The organism is Sphingomonas soli NBRC 100801 (assembly GCF_001591025.1).
GTDB classification, from domain to species: domain Bacteria; phylum Pseudomonadota; class Alphaproteobacteria; order Sphingomonadales; family Sphingomonadaceae; genus Sphingomonas; species Sphingomonas soli.
This window is the reverse complement of the sequence record NZ_BCTZ01000014.1, coordinates 142,931-157,797: the sequence shown is the minus strand read 5'-3', so window position 1 is coordinate 157,797 and position 14,867 is coordinate 142,931. Positions and strand designations below refer to the sequence as shown.

Sequence of the window (14,867 nt, the reverse complement as noted above, 5' to 3'; positions counted from 1 at the left end):
CAAGAGCTTCAACTTCGCGAGCCGGACGTCCACTCCAGACGTCCGGCTCTTTTGTTTCAGGATGCCCGCGAATGACCTCTGCCGAAACTTCCGCGCCCGCCAGCCCCGCCTATCGCGGAGTCGTGCTGGCGATGCTGTTGCTGGTTTACACCTTCAACTTCGTCGACCGGCAGATCCTCAGCATCCTGGCGCCCGGGATCATGGAGGACATGAACCTGACCAAAAGCCAGATGGGCCTGCTGGGCGGCATTGCCTTTGCCTCGGTCTACTCGACGCTGGCGATACCGCTTTCGATGCTCGCCGATCGCACCAGCCGGACCTGGGTGATCACCGGCAGCCTTGCGGTGTGGAGCGGATTCACCGCGCTTTGCGGCATGGCGACGAGCTTTACCCAATTGTTCCTGTTCCGGCTCGGCGTCGGTGTCGGCGAGGCGGGGGGCGTCGCGCCCTCCTATGCCGTGATCGCCGATTATTTCCCGGCGGGCAGCCGCGCGCGGGCGCTCGCAATCTATTCGCTGGGCATTCCGCTGGGTTCGGCGGCGGGTGTGATGCTGGGCGGGCATATCGCCAAATCGATCGACTGGCGCACCGCCTTCATCGTCGTCGGCGTGCTGGGCGTGCTGATCGCGCCGCTGTTCCGGCTGATCGTTCGTGAGGCCCCGCGCGAGCGCAGCGCCGAAGCCGCGACCCCGGTGAGCCAGGTCTTTGCCATCCTCGCGCGCAAGAAGAGCTTCTGGCTGCTCTCGTTCGGCGCCTCTGCCAGTTCGATGCTGGGCTATGGCCTCGCTTTCTGGCTGCCGACGCTGATGAAGGAGAGCTTCGGGCTCGATCCGGCAGAGACGGGTAATTTCTATGGCGCGATCCTGTTGCTCGGCGGAATCGCCGGCGTGCTTGCGGGTGGCTTTATCGGTGACCGCGTCGCGCGCGGCGACCGGGGCAATTATGCCCGCCTGCCCGCGATCGCCTTTGTCCTCGCCGTGCCGCTTTTCGCCGGTGGCGTCATGTCGTCAACGGTGATGGCGGCCTTCCTGTTCTTCGTCGTGCCGCAGGCGCTGGCCTATATCTGGCTCGCCCCGGTGATCGCCGCGATCCAGCATCTCGTCCCGCCGCATATGCGCGCGACCGCCTCGGCCAGCTTCCTGCTGATCAACAACCTGATCGGGATCGGGGTGGGCATCTATGTGCTGGGCGGGCTCGCCGATGCGCTGGCACCCGTCTATGGGGGCGAGGCGCTGCGCTATGCGATGCTGTTCAGCCTCAGCTGCTATCTGCTCGCCGCATTGCTGATGTGGCTGGCGGCCAAGCCGCTGCGCGAGGAATGGGTCGACTAGCGGTTACGCGACTTCGGCGGTCGGGATCGACAGAGCCCGGCCGTCACCCCGCCCCACCCGTCACCCCAGCGAAAGCTGGGGTCTCCCGCGACAGCGCGCCGCCGGAGCCGCAAGAGATGCCAGCGTCCGCTGGCATGACGGCTGGTGGCAATGGCCCAACTCTCAACCCCGGCCGCACCTCCGCCGTCACCCCAGCGAAAGCTGGGGTCTTCTGCGACAGCGTGCTGCCAGAGCCGCCAAAGATGCCAGTCTTCGCGGGCATGATGGCTGGTGGCGATGGCGCGCCTCCCAACCCCGGCCGCACCCCCGCCGTCACCCCAGCGAAAGCTGGGGTCCCCCGCGACAGCGCGCCGCCGAAGCCGCAGAAGATACCAGCCGCTGGCATGACCGGTGAGGTGGGGACTCGGGCTGCGCCCCGACTTAACGCGTCTCTAGGTAGTTCACCGAGTCGCGCTTTTCCTGAATCGCCAGCGCGCCCCAGCCGGCCGATAAGAGTGTCAACCCGAGGGGCGCACCTTACGGGTTATCGGCGGGCCGGGCGCTCTCCTCGTCTTGAAGGCGTCCGGTCCGTTTCCTGATCAGCGTTCGCGCGTGGCGGCGAACTTAACCTTGGCATAGCGATCGGCAATATAGCCGACTTCCCAGGCCGATTTGGCGAGGAAGACCAGATTGCCGTCGCGGTCCTTCGCCATCGCGCCGCGATGGAGCGCGGCGAAGTCGGCCAGGTCCTTGGGGTCTTCCGAACTTACCCAGCGCGCGGTTTCGAACGGTGCCATCTCGAGCCCGGCCGCGACCTTATATTCCACCTCGAGCCGGCTGAGCAGCACCTCCAACTGGAGCTGGCCGACCACGCCGATGATCCAGTTGGAGCCGATCTCGGGATAGAAGACCTGGGTCACGCCCTCTTCGGCCATGTCGTCCAGCGCCTTGCGGAGCTGCTTGGTCTTGGTCGGATCCTTGAGCGCGACGCGGCGCAGGATTTCGGGGGCGAAATTGGGCAGGCCGGTGAAACGGACATCGGCCTTTTCGCTCAGCGTATCGCCGACGCGCAGCACGCCGTGATTCGGGATGCCGATGATGTCGCCGGGGAACGCTTCGTCAGCCAGTTCGCGCTCGCGGGCGAAGAACAGGATCGGCGAGTGGATCGCGATCGGCTTGCCATGCCCGGTAGGGGTCAGCTTCATGCCGCGCTTGAAGGTGCCCGAGACCAATCGCATGAACGCGATGCGATCGCGGTGATTGGGGTCCATGTTCGCCTGCACCTTGAACACGAAACCGGTGACCTGCGGCTCGTCGGGCGAGACGGGCGCGGGTTCGGCCGGCAGCGCGTGTGGCGGTGGCGCGAAACGGGCAATCGCGTCGATCAGCGAATCGACGCCGAACTCCTTGAGCGCCGATCCGAAATAGACGGGCGTCAGATCGCCGTTGCGGTAGGCTTCCGCATCGAATTCGGGATAGCCGACGCTCGCCAGCTCGACCTCTTCGCGCAGCTTGGCGAGGTTGTCGGCCGAGACGATCGCATCGAGCTGCGGATCGTCGGTGCCGGTGCACTGGACGACCTTGCCGTGGAACTCGCGGCTGTCCCCCTCGGGTAGCAGCAGGCGATTGGTGGCGAGATCGTAGATGCCCTCGAAGCTCCCGCCCATGCCGACCGGCCAGGTCATCGGGGTAACGTCGAGCGCGAGCAGGTTCGCCACCTCATCGAGAATGTCGAAGACCTCGCGGCCCTCGCGATCCACCTTGTTGACGAAGGTGATGATCGGCACGTTGCGCAGGCGGCAGACCTCGAACAGCTTGCGCGTCTGGCTCTCGATGCCCTTGGCGACGTCGATCACCATCACCGCCGAATCGACGGCGGTGAGCGTGCGATAGGTGTCTTCGGAGAAATCCTCGTGGCCCGGCGTGTCGAGCAGGTTGAAGGTCACTCCGTCCCGCTCGAAGGTCATCACCGAAGATGTGACCGAGATGCCGCGCTGCTGCTCGATCTTCATCCAGTCAGAGCGGGCGCGGCGCGCCTGGCCACGCGCCTTCACTTCGCCGGCAAGATGGATCGCGCCGCCGAACAGCAGCAGCTTTTCGGTCAGCGTGGTCTTGCCCGCATCGGGGTGCGAGATGATCGCGAAAGTTCTACGGTCGTTGGAAGGCATCGCGGCCCTCTAGCGACTCAATCGCTTAGCGTCACCTGCATGCTGAAGGTCCTCGCCGCGCCGGGCGCGAAGCGCATCATGCCCGGCTTGTCCCAGATCTCGCCCTCGAACCCCTCTGGGTCGGCGATGCCGTGCCACGGCTCGATGCAGACGAAGCGCGCGCCGGGCTTGGTCCAGATGCCGAGCATCGGGCAGTCGAAGCCGATGTCGAGATCGCCGAAGCGCACTGATCGGCTCTCGACGCGCGGCCAGATCAGCGCGCCGCTTTCGAACAGCGCATGACTGAGCGGGAGCGTCCGGCCATCGAGCGGGCTAGGGGCGTCGGGACCGATCAGGCCGTTTGTGCCCAGGCCTGCGAGCGGCGAGGGTTCGGGCTTCTCGAATTCCACGCTGCCGCCGCCTTCCCAGGCAAAGGCCGGGTGGAAGCCGAAGCTGGCCGGCATGTCGCCAGCGCCTCTGTTGGTGACGGTCACGTCCATCGTGAGTGTCGGGCCTCTCAGCGTGAATGCCGCGTCGAGCGCAAAGGCGAAGGGATAGACCGCGCGGGTCTCTTCATTGTCGGTAAGGCGGAAGACGGCGCGGTCCGGGGTGTGATCGACGCAGGCGAAGGGCTGCCGCCGGGCGAAGCCGTGCTGGGGAAGGGGATATTCGCGGCCATCGAGCCGATAGACGCCGCCGTTCAGCGCGCCGACGATCGGGAAGAGCAGGGGCGCGCGGCCGGCCCAGAAAGCGGGATCGGCGTCGGTCATCAGCTCTGCGCCGTCGGCAGTGCGCAGAGAGGAAAGTTCGGCCCCGAGCGGATCGATGCTCGCGGACAGCGCGCCGCTGGAAATCTCGATCATTCGCGGTGAACGGCGAATGCCTGCCAGCTCTGGTTGACCGGCATCAGCTCGAGCGTGTTGATGTTGAGATGCGGCGGCAGCGTCGCGACCCAGAGCAGGGTCTCGGCGATATCCTCGGCGGTCATCGGATTCATGCCGCCATACAGCTTGTCCGATGTCTCCTGGCTGCCGGTGCGCACCAGCGTGAACTCGGTCTCCGCCATGCCCGGCTCGATCGAGGTGACGCGCACGCCCGTGCCGTGGAGGTCGGCGCGCAGATCGAGGCTGAGCTGGCGGACGAACGCCTTGGTCGCCGCATACACATTGCCGCCCGGATAGGGATAGGTCGCCGCCACCGACGACAGATTGATGATCGCGCCCTTGCGCTCGACCAGCATCGGCAGAAGCTTGTGGGTGATCGAAGCCAAAGCGGTGACATTGGTGTCGATCATCGTCTTCCAGTTGGAAAGCGACGCCTTTTGCGCGGGCTCAAGACCCAGCGCGAGCCCGGCATTGTTGATCAGCAGATCGATGCCGCGAAACGTAGCAGGCAGCGCATCGAGCGCGGCATCGCGGGCGGCCTCGTCGCGCACATCGAACACCGCGGCGTGGAAGCGATCGCCCAGTTCGGCCTTGAGCGCCTCCAGTCGCTCGGCGCGGCGGCCGGTGCCGATGACGTGCCAGCCCGCATCCACGAACGCGCGCGCCGCGGCCTCGCCGATCCCCGAGGTTGCGCCGGTGATGAGTGCGGTGGGCATCGTCCAAACTCCGATCCGTCATCCCGGCCTTGTGCCGGGATCCACTGAGCCGCGAGCACCTGCGCGCGGCGCTAATGCGTATTTCTTGCCGCCCGGGGGACCCCGACACAAGGCCGGGGTGCCGGGGCCTAGCCGCGCAGGGTTGCGCCCTGCTTGGCGGCGGCGGCGACGACCTTGTCGGCGAGGGCCTTCAAGTCCGCGTCGGTGAAGCTCTTTTCACCCGGCTGGAGCGTCACTTCGATCGCGAGCGACTTCTGGCCTTCGGGCACGCCCTGGCCGGTGAAGACGTCGAACAGGCGGGCATCGACGATCAGCGCCTTGTCCGCGCCCTTTACCGCGCGGACGAGATCGCCCGCCGCCACGTCGTTGCCGACGAGGAAGGCGAAGTCGCGGGTCACGGCCTGGAGCGCCGGGGGCGTATAGGGCACGCGCATGAAGCCGCTGGCCTTCCTGGCCGGGAGGGCATCGAGATAGAGCTCGAGCGCGACGACATCGCCGTCGAGATCGAACGCCTTGAGGACGCTCGGGTGGACCTTGCCGAAGGCGGCGACGACATTCTTGGGGCCGAGGCGGAGCGTGGCCGACTGACCGGGATGATAGACGTCACCCGCCTCACCCATCACCTGAAGGTTCGCGACGGGGGCGCCGGCGGCTTCGAGCAAAGCGAGTGCTTCGGCCTTGGCATCGAAAGCGTCGAAGCCCTGCGCCTTGCCGGCCTGCCAACCACGCGGGGAGCGCGAACCGGCGAGGACGATGCCGAGGGTCAGCCGCTCCTTGTCCGCCAGATAGCGGCGGCCGAGTTCGAACAGGCGGACGGACGATGCGCCTCGCTTGAGGTTGCGTTCCGCAGCGGCGAGCAGGCCCGGCAGCAGCGACGGGCGCATCACCTTCATGTCCTCGCTGATCGGGTTGGCCAGCGTCCAGGCGCCGCCACCGAAGGGCGCGGCTTCGGATTCGGAAATGAAGCTCCAGGTGACCGCTTCGTGCAGGCCGCGCGCGGCGGCGGTGCGGCGCACCTTGCGCTCGAGCTTCTGCTCGGCGGTCGCGGTCGGGCGGGCGACGCCGGGGACGCGGGGCAGCGGCGTCGAGGGGACATTGTCGATGCCCTCGATGCGGATCACTTCCTCGACCAGATCGGGCGCGCCCTCCACGTCGCCGCGCCAGCTTGGCACGGTGACGCGCAGCGCATCGACGGCGTCGAGATCGCAGGGATCGCCATTATTGTCGAGCGGCTCGACGGTGAAGCCGAGCGATTCGAGGATTTCCTCCTGCCGCGAGACAGGCACGGCGAGACCGCCCAGCGTTTCCGCAAGGTTCGGATCATAGCCGATGATCCGGCGATCGGTGGGCGCTGCGCCCGAACGGGTGATACCGCTGGCCTTGCCACCGCAAATCTGCGTGACGAGACGGGTCGCGATCGCAAGACCATCCTCCAGGAAAGCCGGATCGACGCCGCGCTCGAAACGGGTGCGTGCGTCGCTGGTCAGCAGCAATTTCTGGCCGGTGCGGGCGATATGCTCGGGATCGAAATAGGCGCATTCGATGAGCACGTCGGTCGTCGTTTCGGAACAGCCCGAATGCTCGCCGCCCATGATGCCGCCAATGTCGTGCACTGCCGCATCGTCGGCGATCACGGTCATGGTCGAGGTGAGCGCGTAGGTCTTGCCGTTGAGGGCCAGCACCTCTTCGCCATCCTTCGCCTTGCGCGCGACGAGGCCGCCCGAAAGCTTGGCGCGGTCATAGACGTGCAGCGGACGGCCAAGATCGATCATCACATAATTGGTGATGTCGACCAAAGCCGAGATCGGCTTCTGGCCGATCGCGGTCAGGCGGTTGCGCATCCATTCGGGCGCTTCGCCGTTCGTCACGCCCGAGACCGACTGGCCGAAGAATGCCGGGCAGCCTTCTGCATCGTCGGTGCGCACATCGGGGCCTGCGCCCTCGCCTGCTACCGGCGTGACGTCCAAAGGCTTGAGCGTGCCGAGGCCTGCTGCGGCGAGATCGCGCGCGATGCCGCGCACGCCCATGCAGTCCTGCCGGTTCGGCGTGATCGACACGTCGATAACCGGATCGTTGAGACCGGCATATTCCGAGAAAGCGGTACCAACCGGCGCATCGGCGGGAAGCTCGATGATACCCTCATGGTCTTCGCCCAGCTCGAGTTCGCGCGTCGAGCACATCATGCCGTTCGATTCGACGCCGCGCACCGCTGCAACCTTGAGCTGCATGCCGTTGGCGGGGACGACCGCGCCGGGGGTGCCGAGCACGCCGACCAGGCCCGCGCGCGCATTGGGCGCGCCGCAAACCACCTGCAGCACTTCGGCGCCGGTATCGACGGTGAGCACCTGCAGCTTGTCGGCCTGCGGGTGAGGTTCCGCGGTCAGCACCTTGGCGACGCGGAAGCCGTTGAGCTTCTCGCCGGGATTTTCGACGCCTTCGACCTCAAGGCCGACGCGGGTCAGCGCTTCGAGGATCGCATCGAGCGATGCTTCGGTGTCGAGATGCTCGTGGAGCCAGCTAAGCGTGAACTTCATGCGCCGACTCCCCCGCTCAGCGTGGGTACGTCGAGCGCCGAGAAGCCATAATGCTTGAGCCAGCGCAGATCGCCGTCGAAGAAAGCGCGCAAGTCATCCATTCCATATTTGAGCATCGCGAGACGATCGATCCCGCAGCCAAAGGCAAAGCCCTGCCATTCGTTGGGATCGAAGCCGCCGGCCTCGATCACCTTGCTATGGACCATGCCGCTGCCCAGCACTTCCATCCAGCCGCCTTCGCCCTTGGTCGGATCGCCGCCGATGACGCGCTTACCGTTGATGACGGTGAAGCCGATATCGACCTCTGCCGAAGGCTCGGTGAAGGGGAAATAGGACGGGCGCAGGCGCAGCACGATATCGTCGCGCTCGAAGAAGGCCTTGAGGAAGGTCTCCAGCGTCCACTTCAGATGGCCAAGGGTGATACCCTTGTCGATCACCAGCCCTTCGACCTGATGGAACATCGGGGTGTGGGTCGCGTCGGAATCCGAACGATAGGTGCGGCCGGGGGCGATGATGCGCACCGGCTTGTTGCCGCCCGCCGCCTTCATCGCGCGGATCTGCACCGGCGAGGTGTGGGTGCGCAGCACCATCGGCGTGGCGTGGTCGCCCGCCAGATAGAAGGTGTCGTGCATCGCGCGCGCCGGATGGGTCTCCGGAATGTTGAGTGCGCTGAAATTGTGCCAATCGTCCTCGATCTCGGGGCCGGTGGCGACCGCGAAGCCCAGATCGGCGAAGATCTCGGCCAGTTCGTCCATCACCTGGCTGACCGGGTGGACGCTGCCCGCGGGCACGCCATCGACCGGCAGGGTCATGTCGAGCGTTTCGCTGGCGAGCTTGGCGTTGAGCGCTTCCGCCTCAAGGCTCGCCTTGCGCGCGCCGAGGGCTTCGCTGACGGCTTCGCGGAGCGCATGGATGCGCGGGCCGGTCTGCTGGCGTTCTTCGGGGCTCATGCCGCCCAAGGTCTTGAGCAGGCCGGTGACGCTGCCCTGCTTGCCGAGCGTGGAAACGCGCACGGCTTCGATGGCGTCGAGTGCGGTGGCGGCTTCAATCGAGCCGAGCAGATCCGTGCGAAGTTGGTCGAGATCGGTGGTCATCGCTTTCCGTTCTTCATTTTCTGTGGCCGAACCGCAGTCCCGGCCTCAGGTCAAGCCTTCTAAACTCTGCTGCCGAGCAGCGCAGCGCCAAAGGCGACGAACAAGCCGCCCGTCGCGCGGTTGAACCAGCGCTGGCGATTGGCGGGCGCCAGCCAGCGCGCCATGCCCCGGCCGCCTACCGCATACATGCCGAACCAGAAGCCCTCGATCACCGCAAAGGTCGCGGTGAGGATCGCAACCTGCACCCAGAATGGGCGCGAGACATCGATGAATTGCGGGAACAATGCGGCGGCGAAGATGATCAGCTTGGGGTTGGACAGGCCGGTGCCCAGCCCGATCAGATAGAGCGCGCCAAGCGATCGTGCGGGCTTGCCGCTCAGCTCCTGCTCGCCCTCGCGCACCGGCGCACGCCACGCCTTGATGCCCAGCCAGATCAGATAGGCGACGCCCGCATAGCGCAGCATGTCATAGAGCGCAGGCGATGCCTTTAGCAGCGCGCCGAGCCCGGCGGCGGACGCGACCAGGCACAGGAAATTGGCGCTCATCAGCCCGGCCATCGAAGCGAGCGCGCGGCGTGCGCCGTGATGGATGCTCTGCACCGTCACATGAAGCATATTGGGTCCCGGCGTTGCCGAGATCAGGAACACGGCGGTGACATAGAGCCACCAGGTGTGGAGCGCCATAATCTGCCTTCCAATCCCCGGACGTTTGGCCGGGTCAAATGAAAAGGGCGCCGGTGTTGCCACCGGCGCCCCAATTCATGTTCTGCAACAGGTCGCTTTAGGCGGCCTGGGGCAGAGCCGCCTTCGCCTGCGCGACGATGGCGGTAAACGCTTCACCTTCGTGCATTGCGATGTCGGCCAGCACCTTCCGGTCGAGTTCGATGCCGGCCAGCTTCAGGCCATGCATGAACTGCGAATAGGTCAGGCCTTCGGCGCGAACGCCGGCGTTGATGCGCTGGATCCACAGACCGCGGAACGTGCGCTTCTTAACCTTGCGGTCGCGATAGGCGTACTGGCCGGCCTTTTCGACGGCCTGGCGCGCGATGCGGATGGTGTTCTTGCGACGGCCATAATAGCCCTTCGCCTGTTCCAGAATCCGCTTGTGCTTCGCCTTGGTGGTCGTGCCACGCTTCACTCGTGCCATGTGTCAGGCCCTCCTTACTTCAGGCCGTACGGCGCCCACTGGCGCACGTGGGCAACATCGGCATCGGCGAGCACCGAGGTGCCGCGATTCTGGCGGATATACTTCGCGTTGTGCGAGATCAGGCGGTGGCGCTTGCCGGCAACTCCGTGCTTCACCTTGCCAGTGGCGGTGAACTTGAAGCGCTTCTTCACGCCGCTCTTCGTCTTGAGCTTGGGCATTTTGGTCTCCTTAACAGCTCGAGCGCGCGAACAGCCGCGGCAGCCCTTGATGGCCGGGCGTGTTCCTGATGTGCTCGAGGAAAGCGGGGCGCATAGCGAGAGTCGCGCCGCGATGCAACCGGAGACGGCGGGGCCGTCAGATCATGAAGACGGCGACCAGCCCCCAGAACAGCATCGATCCACCCAGCACGATGGCGACGCCGGTGCGATTGAGCGCGGGCGCGTCGGAATATGCGGTAATCGGGGCCTGGTGCGGCAGAGGAAGCGGCTTCATGCAACTCTCCTGGATCGGTCAATCCATATGCGCCTTGAAACGTAAACACGGGCTTAGCGACTCTGGCACGTGAGCGAGGGAGCGCAGGAAGCTGCGCAGGAGGCTCCTGCGGGTTTTCTAGCCGCGATTCGACTTGGCGCGGCGCCTGTTCCAGATTGCGCGGATAGCTGGGAGAGGCCGAAATGATTGTCTTTGGATCGACGCTGTCGCCTTATGTGCGCAAGGTCATGGCATTTGGCGCGGAGAAGGGGCTGAGCCTGGAGCTGCAGCCTGCCGGTATGGGGCGCGGCGGGCCCGATTTCGAGGCGGCGAGCCCGTTCCGCAAGATGCCGGGTTTCAAGGACGATGACTTTCTGATCTCCGATTCATCGGCGATCATCACCTATCTCGAAGCCAAATTCCCCGAGCCGAATCTGATTCCCGCAGAGCCGCGTGCCCGCGCTCGTACAATCTGGTATGAAGAGTTGGCAGACACGCTGATGATGGCGGCGGGCGGTGCAATCTTCGTCAACCGCTTCATCCGTCCCCGCGTCCTGAAAGTGGAAGCCGACCCCGTCGCCGCCGAAACCGCCCAACGCGACCTCCTCCCCCCAATCTTCGATTATCTGGAAGGGGTGATCCCGGTGAGCGGCTTCCTGGTCGAGGACCGTATCACCCTCGCGGACATTGCTATCGCCAGCCCGATGGCGACGCTGGGATGCATTGGTGTCGAGAGTTGCCCGGAGCGTCATCCGAGACTGACCGCCTGGGCAGCGACGATCCTCGCTCGGCCCAGTTTCGCTGGCGCGCTCCAGAAGGATCAGGAGCTAATTTCGGCAATGGGCGGTCCGGTGCCAGCTCAGGACGCACCACGCGTTGGAAACGGAGGCAAGAAGAGCTAGATGCCGCGGCGATGCGGATAGCCTTTACCAAATGCCATGGCTCCGGGAATGATTTCCCGCTGGTCGACGCACGCCGACTCCGTCTTCCCGACCCGGAATGGGCGGCGATCGCGCGTATACTTTCGGATCGCGGCGGCTCGATTGGGGGGGACGGTATTCTTCTGTTATATCAATGTGATAGGAGAAGAAATTGTGGGTTTGGGATGCGGATGTTCAATTCGGACGGGTCGGAGGCGGAGACTTGTCTGAATGGGCTGCGGTGCGTGGCGCGGGCGGGGTTTGAGGCGCTGGGGATCGAGGCGGCGGAGGTGGCGCTGAAGGCGAGCACCGCGCAGGTATCGCGCGCGCCCGACATCGCGCCCGGCGTATATAGCGTGCGCACCCAGGCGCGTGCGACCATGGGCATCGCCGCCACCGGACCGCTGAGCGGCCTGCCCAGCAACCGCGACTTCATCCCCGTATCCATGCCCAACCCGCACCTGATCACCTTTGTCGACGCGGTGGACGAGGACGAGCTGGTCGCGCTGGGCACGTGGTGCGAAGCCGCCCCGCCGCTATTGCCCGAACGCGCCAACGTCTCGTTCGTGGAAAAGCGCGGCGACGACCTGTACGTGCGCACCTTCGAGCGCGGCGTGGGCCTGACCAACGCCTGCGGCAGCGCGATGGCGGCGTCGGTATTCGCCGCCGGCCTCGCCCGAGCCGTGCCCTGGGGCCGCGAAATCCGCATCTTCAACAAAGGCGGGCTGGTGCTGGGCAGCGCCGCATCGCCCGAACAGGGCGCGGACGTGACCATCACCGGCAACGCCACGTTCGAATATGACGGCGAGATCAACGCCGACGGCACCGACCTGACCATCACGCGCCGCCGCGATGACGAGATCGCCGCGTGGGACGCCGTGCTGGCCTGACCCGGCGAGGCGCGTGGCGACGGGCCCGGCCGGAGCCGGACCCGCCATCCGGATCATTCGTACTTGGCGCTCGTCACGTTGGTGTTCGCGTTATAGAACATCGTGATCGACGAGATCTTGCACAGATCGATATTGTACCAGACCGCGCTGGTGCCATCGTCATACACCGCCTTCAGATCCCATTTGCAGGTATCTTCCGAACGGCTGAAGTCGATATCGACCGAGGTGTTGGGCTCCAGCTCGTCGCCGCCCATGATATCCTCTTCCCAGTCAGTGGTGCTGCTGGGCGCGATATAGATTTCGGAGATGGTGTAGCCGGTGCGATTGGTGACGTGCAGCGTCTCGTCGCTGGCGAGCGCAGGCGCGGCCATGGTCGCGAACAGCAATGCCGACGCGGCGAACAGTGACTTCATGATTACCCCCATTTTCGACAGGCCCGGAAAGGGCCTTCCCCCTCTCGATAGTGACATATCTTCGGCGAATCGCGACGCGATTTTCCTTATGATTGCGCGCCCCCATCCTGCCCTGCCGCCTCGGCAGCCGACGGAACAAGATAACCTATATGGTACTTTTGTCTTGACAACGTGACGCTAATCTGGCACTAGATAGGCACGCTGCAGAATTGCGAGTCGGGGCCCTTGGGCTTCTTGAACGGGCTGGAACACCGATGGGTGCGCCGGCCCTTTTCGCGTTTGCGGCGTCCGGGGGCCGGTCTGCGGGCTGACCGGCCCCTGTTGCTTTCACGGGAGAGGATGATGGGGACGCACCGGGCAGTGATTGCCGAGGGCTATGGCGCGTTTACGGGGCGCAAATGGGTGCGGTGGACCGCGAAGATGCGCGCGAGCTTCCTCGATCACCTGGCGGCCACCTGCAACGTCAGGGCATCGGCCGAGTTCATCGGGGTGGACCCGGTATCGGTCTATGCGCTGCGGCGGCGCGACGCGAAGTTCGCCGACGATTGGGGCGAGGCGCTGGCGCTCGGCTATGAGATGCTGGAGACGCTGCTGGTCGGCCATGCGCTGTCCGGCGACACCGGCGATGTGCTCAATTGCGGGGTGGAGACGCGCGCCGGGCCGGTGACGGTCGACCTCGCCATGCGGCTATTGTCGGCGCATCGCCATGCCGAGGGCAAGCCGCGGCGCGGCGGCCCGAAGCCGCAGTTCGCGCCGCGCGACGAGACCGACGCGGTGCTGATGAAGAAGCTGGCGCAGATCGAGGGGCGGCTGGCCCGCGAAAAGGCGGAGGCGGCGAGCGCGGACGGCGAAGCTGCACGCGAGGACCCGCAGGGCCAAGGCCAGGGCGAGGGGCAAGAGAAGGGGCAGGAACCATGAGCAGCGCGCAGGCGGCAGCCGATGCGCTGATCCAGCGACTGCTGGCGCTCCCGGTGGACGAACGACTGGGGGCGGTGCGCGCGATGACCGCCGCGCAGCGCCGCGAGTTTATCGGGCGCTGGGATGCCTGGGCGCATTCGGGACAATTGATGCCGCCCGGCGAATGGCGCGTGTGGCTGATTCGCGCCGGGCGCGGATTCGGCAAGACGCGGGCGGGCGCCGAATGGGTGTGCGAAGTGGCGCGCACCGTACACGAGGCGCGGATCGCGCTGGTGGGCGCCAATGCCGATGATGTGCGCCAGGTGATGATCGAGGGGCCGAGCGGCGTGGTGGAGGTAGCCCGATCCGACGAGCGCCCGCGCTGGAGCAGGAGCGCGGGCGAAGTGCGATGGCCCAATGGCGCGATCGCCACCGTCTATTCGGCCGAAGCGCCCGAGCGGCTGCGCGGGCCCGAGCATCACGCGGCATGGTGCGACGAACTGGGCAAATGGCGCAACGGCGAGACGGTGTGGGACAATCTGGTGATGACGATGCGGCGGGGCGACCAGCCGCAGATCGTGATCACCACCACGCCGCGCCCGACCGCGCTGATGCGCCGGGTGATGGCGCTGCCGAGCAGCGTGCAGACGCTGGGCAGGACCAAAGACAACCCGCATCTGCCCGCCAGCTTCGTCGAGGCGATGATCGCCGAATATGGCGGCACGCTGACCGGGCGGCAGGAGCTGGACGGCGAGCTGATCGAGGAGCTGGAGGGCGCCTTGTGGTCGCGCGCGCTGATCGAGCGGCAGCGCGTGGAGGCCGCGCCCGAGCTTGTGCGCGTCGTGGTGGGCGTCGATCCGCCGGCGGGAACCGGGGGCGATGCCTGCGGGATCGTTGCCGCCGGGCTGGGCGCGGACGGCATGGGCTATGTGATCGAGGATGCGAGCGTGCGCGGGCTGGCACCAGAGGGCTGGGCGCGCGCCGTGGCGGCCTGCGCGGCGCGGCATAAGGCGGATCGCGTGGTGGCGGAAAAGAACCAGGGTGGTTCGATGGTGGAGAGCGTGCTGCGGGCGGCGGACGCGGTGCTGCCGGTGCGGCTGGTGCATGCCAGCCGGGGCAAGAGCGCGCGCGCCGAGCCGGTATCGACGCTGTACGAAGCGGGCAAGGTGCATCATGCCGGGCGCTTCCCCGCGCTCGAGGACGAGCTTTGCGGCTTGCTGACGGGCGGCGGCTATCAGGGGCCGGGACGCTCGCCCGACCGCGCCGATGCGCTGGTATGGGCGATGAGCGAGCTGATGCTGCGCAGGCGCGCGAAGCCGATGCTGCGGCTGGTTTGAAGGGGCGAATAACGGGGGTTCGCGTGGTTGATGGCGTGTCGCCTGGGGCGTGCCACCTCCACCGCCTGCGGCGGTCCCCCTCCCCCTGCGGGGGAGGAATGGGGGGTG

Annotated in this window: 15 protein-coding genes; 5 read left to right on the top strand and 10 right to left on the bottom strand. The window is 66.2% G+C overall.

The window, feature by feature from the left end; genetic code table 11:
- Window positions 1-71: 71 nt before the first annotated feature.
- Complete coding sequence (locus tag SSO01S_RS11440; protein ID WP_066798820.1) at window positions 72-1,331, top strand: spinster family MFS transporter; 1,260 nt, start codon at window positions 72-74, stop codon at window positions 1,329-1,331.
- Between the two features lie 578 nt (window positions 1,332-1,909).
- On the opposite strand, the gene SSO01S_RS11435 is transcribed toward SSO01S_RS11440, so the two are convergent.
- The 9 genes from SSO01S_RS11435 to SSO01S_RS17600 all read right to left on the bottom strand — a co-directional run bounded on the left by SSO01S_RS11435 (window position 1,910) and on the right by SSO01S_RS17600 (window position 10,323).
- On the bottom strand, window positions 1,910-3,478 hold the full coding sequence (locus SSO01S_RS11435) for a peptide chain release factor 3 (protein ID WP_066798819.1): 1,569 nt from the start codon (window positions 3,476-3,478) through the stop codon (window positions 1,910-1,912).
- A 17-nt stretch (window positions 3,479-3,495) separates the two neighbouring features.
- Window positions 3,496-4,320 (bottom strand): aldose 1-epimerase family protein, encoded by an 825-nt coding sequence (locus tag SSO01S_RS11430; protein WP_066798818.1) that lies wholly within the window; start codon window positions 4,318-4,320, stop codon window positions 3,496-3,498.
- Window positions 4,317-5,057: an SDR family NAD(P)-dependent oxidoreductase gene (locus SSO01S_RS11425; RefSeq protein ID WP_066798817.1), complete on the bottom strand. Its 741-nt coding sequence runs from the start codon at window positions 5,055-5,057 to the stop codon at window positions 4,317-4,319. The genes SSO01S_RS11430 and SSO01S_RS11425 overlap by 4 nt, the downstream gene beginning before the upstream one ends.
- A 128-nt stretch (window positions 5,058-5,185) precedes the next feature.
- Window positions 5,186-7,591 carry a phenylalanine--tRNA ligase subunit beta gene (pheT, locus tag SSO01S_RS11420; RefSeq protein WP_066798816.1) on the bottom strand — a complete coding sequence of 802 codons (2,406 nt, stop codon included), beginning with the start codon at window positions 7,589-7,591 and terminating at the stop codon, window positions 5,186-5,188.
- A complete protein-coding gene (gene pheS, locus SSO01S_RS11415; RefSeq protein WP_066798815.1) occupies window positions 7,588-8,685 on the bottom strand; it encodes a phenylalanine--tRNA ligase subunit alpha in 1,098 nt (365 codons plus the stop codon). The genes pheT and pheS overlap by 4 nt, the downstream gene beginning before the upstream one ends.
- 59 nt (window positions 8,686-8,744) lie before the next feature.
- Window positions 8,745-9,368: a LysE family translocator gene (locus SSO01S_RS11410; RefSeq protein WP_066798814.1), complete on the bottom strand. Its 624-nt coding sequence runs from the start codon at window positions 9,366-9,368 to the stop codon at window positions 8,745-8,747.
- Window positions 9,369-9,465: 97 nt separating this feature from the next.
- The gene (gene rplT, locus SSO01S_RS11405) at window positions 9,466-9,831 is read right to left on the bottom strand and encodes a 50S ribosomal protein L20 (protein WP_066798813.1); all 366 of its coding nucleotides are present in this window, start codon (window positions 9,829-9,831) and stop codon (window positions 9,466-9,468) included.
- A 14-nt stretch (window positions 9,832-9,845) separates the two neighbouring features.
- On the bottom strand, window positions 9,846-10,049 hold the full coding sequence (gene rpmI / locus SSO01S_RS11400; protein ID WP_044334398.1) for a 50S ribosomal protein L35: 204 nt from the start codon (window positions 10,047-10,049) through the stop codon (window positions 9,846-9,848).
- A gap of 136 nt (window positions 10,050-10,185) precedes the next feature.
- Window positions 10,186-10,323 (bottom strand): hypothetical protein, encoded by a 138-nt coding sequence (locus SSO01S_RS17600; RefSeq protein WP_157073753.1) that lies wholly within the window; start codon window positions 10,321-10,323, stop codon window positions 10,186-10,188.
- Between the two features lie 182 nt (window positions 10,324-10,505).
- Here SSO01S_RS17600 and SSO01S_RS11395 point away from each other — a divergent pair, with 182 nt between their 5' ends.
- Together SSO01S_RS11395 and dapF are read left to right on the top strand one after the other, a co-directional pair.
- The gene (locus SSO01S_RS11395) at window positions 10,506-11,204 is read left to right on the top strand and encodes a glutathione S-transferase family protein (protein WP_066798812.1); all 699 of its coding nucleotides are present in this window, start codon (window positions 10,506-10,508) and stop codon (window positions 11,202-11,204) included.
- Between the two features lie 11 nt (window positions 11,205-11,215).
- Window positions 11,216-12,112, top strand: a complete 897-nt coding sequence (gene dapF, locus SSO01S_RS11390) for a diaminopimelate epimerase (protein WP_066798811.1) — start codon at window positions 11,216-11,218, stop codon at window positions 12,110-12,112.
- Between the two features lie 53 nt (window positions 12,113-12,165).
- Here the strand turns inward: dapF and SSO01S_RS11385 are convergent, their stop codons facing one another.
- A complete protein-coding gene (locus SSO01S_RS11385) occupies window positions 12,166-12,525 on the bottom strand; it encodes a hypothetical protein (protein WP_066798810.1) in 360 nt (119 codons plus the stop codon).
- Between the two features lie 342 nt (window positions 12,526-12,867).
- On the opposite strand from SSO01S_RS11385, the gene SSO01S_RS11380 reads away from it, so the two are divergent.
- Window positions 12,868-13,443 carry a hypothetical protein gene (locus SSO01S_RS11380; protein WP_169798351.1) on the top strand — a complete coding sequence of 192 codons (576 nt, stop codon included), beginning with the start codon at window positions 12,868-12,870 and terminating at the stop codon, window positions 13,441-13,443.
- Entirely contained in the window at window positions 13,440-14,759 is a 1,320-nt protein-coding gene (locus SSO01S_RS11375; RefSeq protein WP_066798808.1) for a DNA-packaging protein, read from the top strand. Before SSO01S_RS11380 ends, SSO01S_RS11375 begins: the two co-directional genes overlap by 4 nt.
- Window positions 14,760-14,867 lie beyond the last annotated feature (108 nt).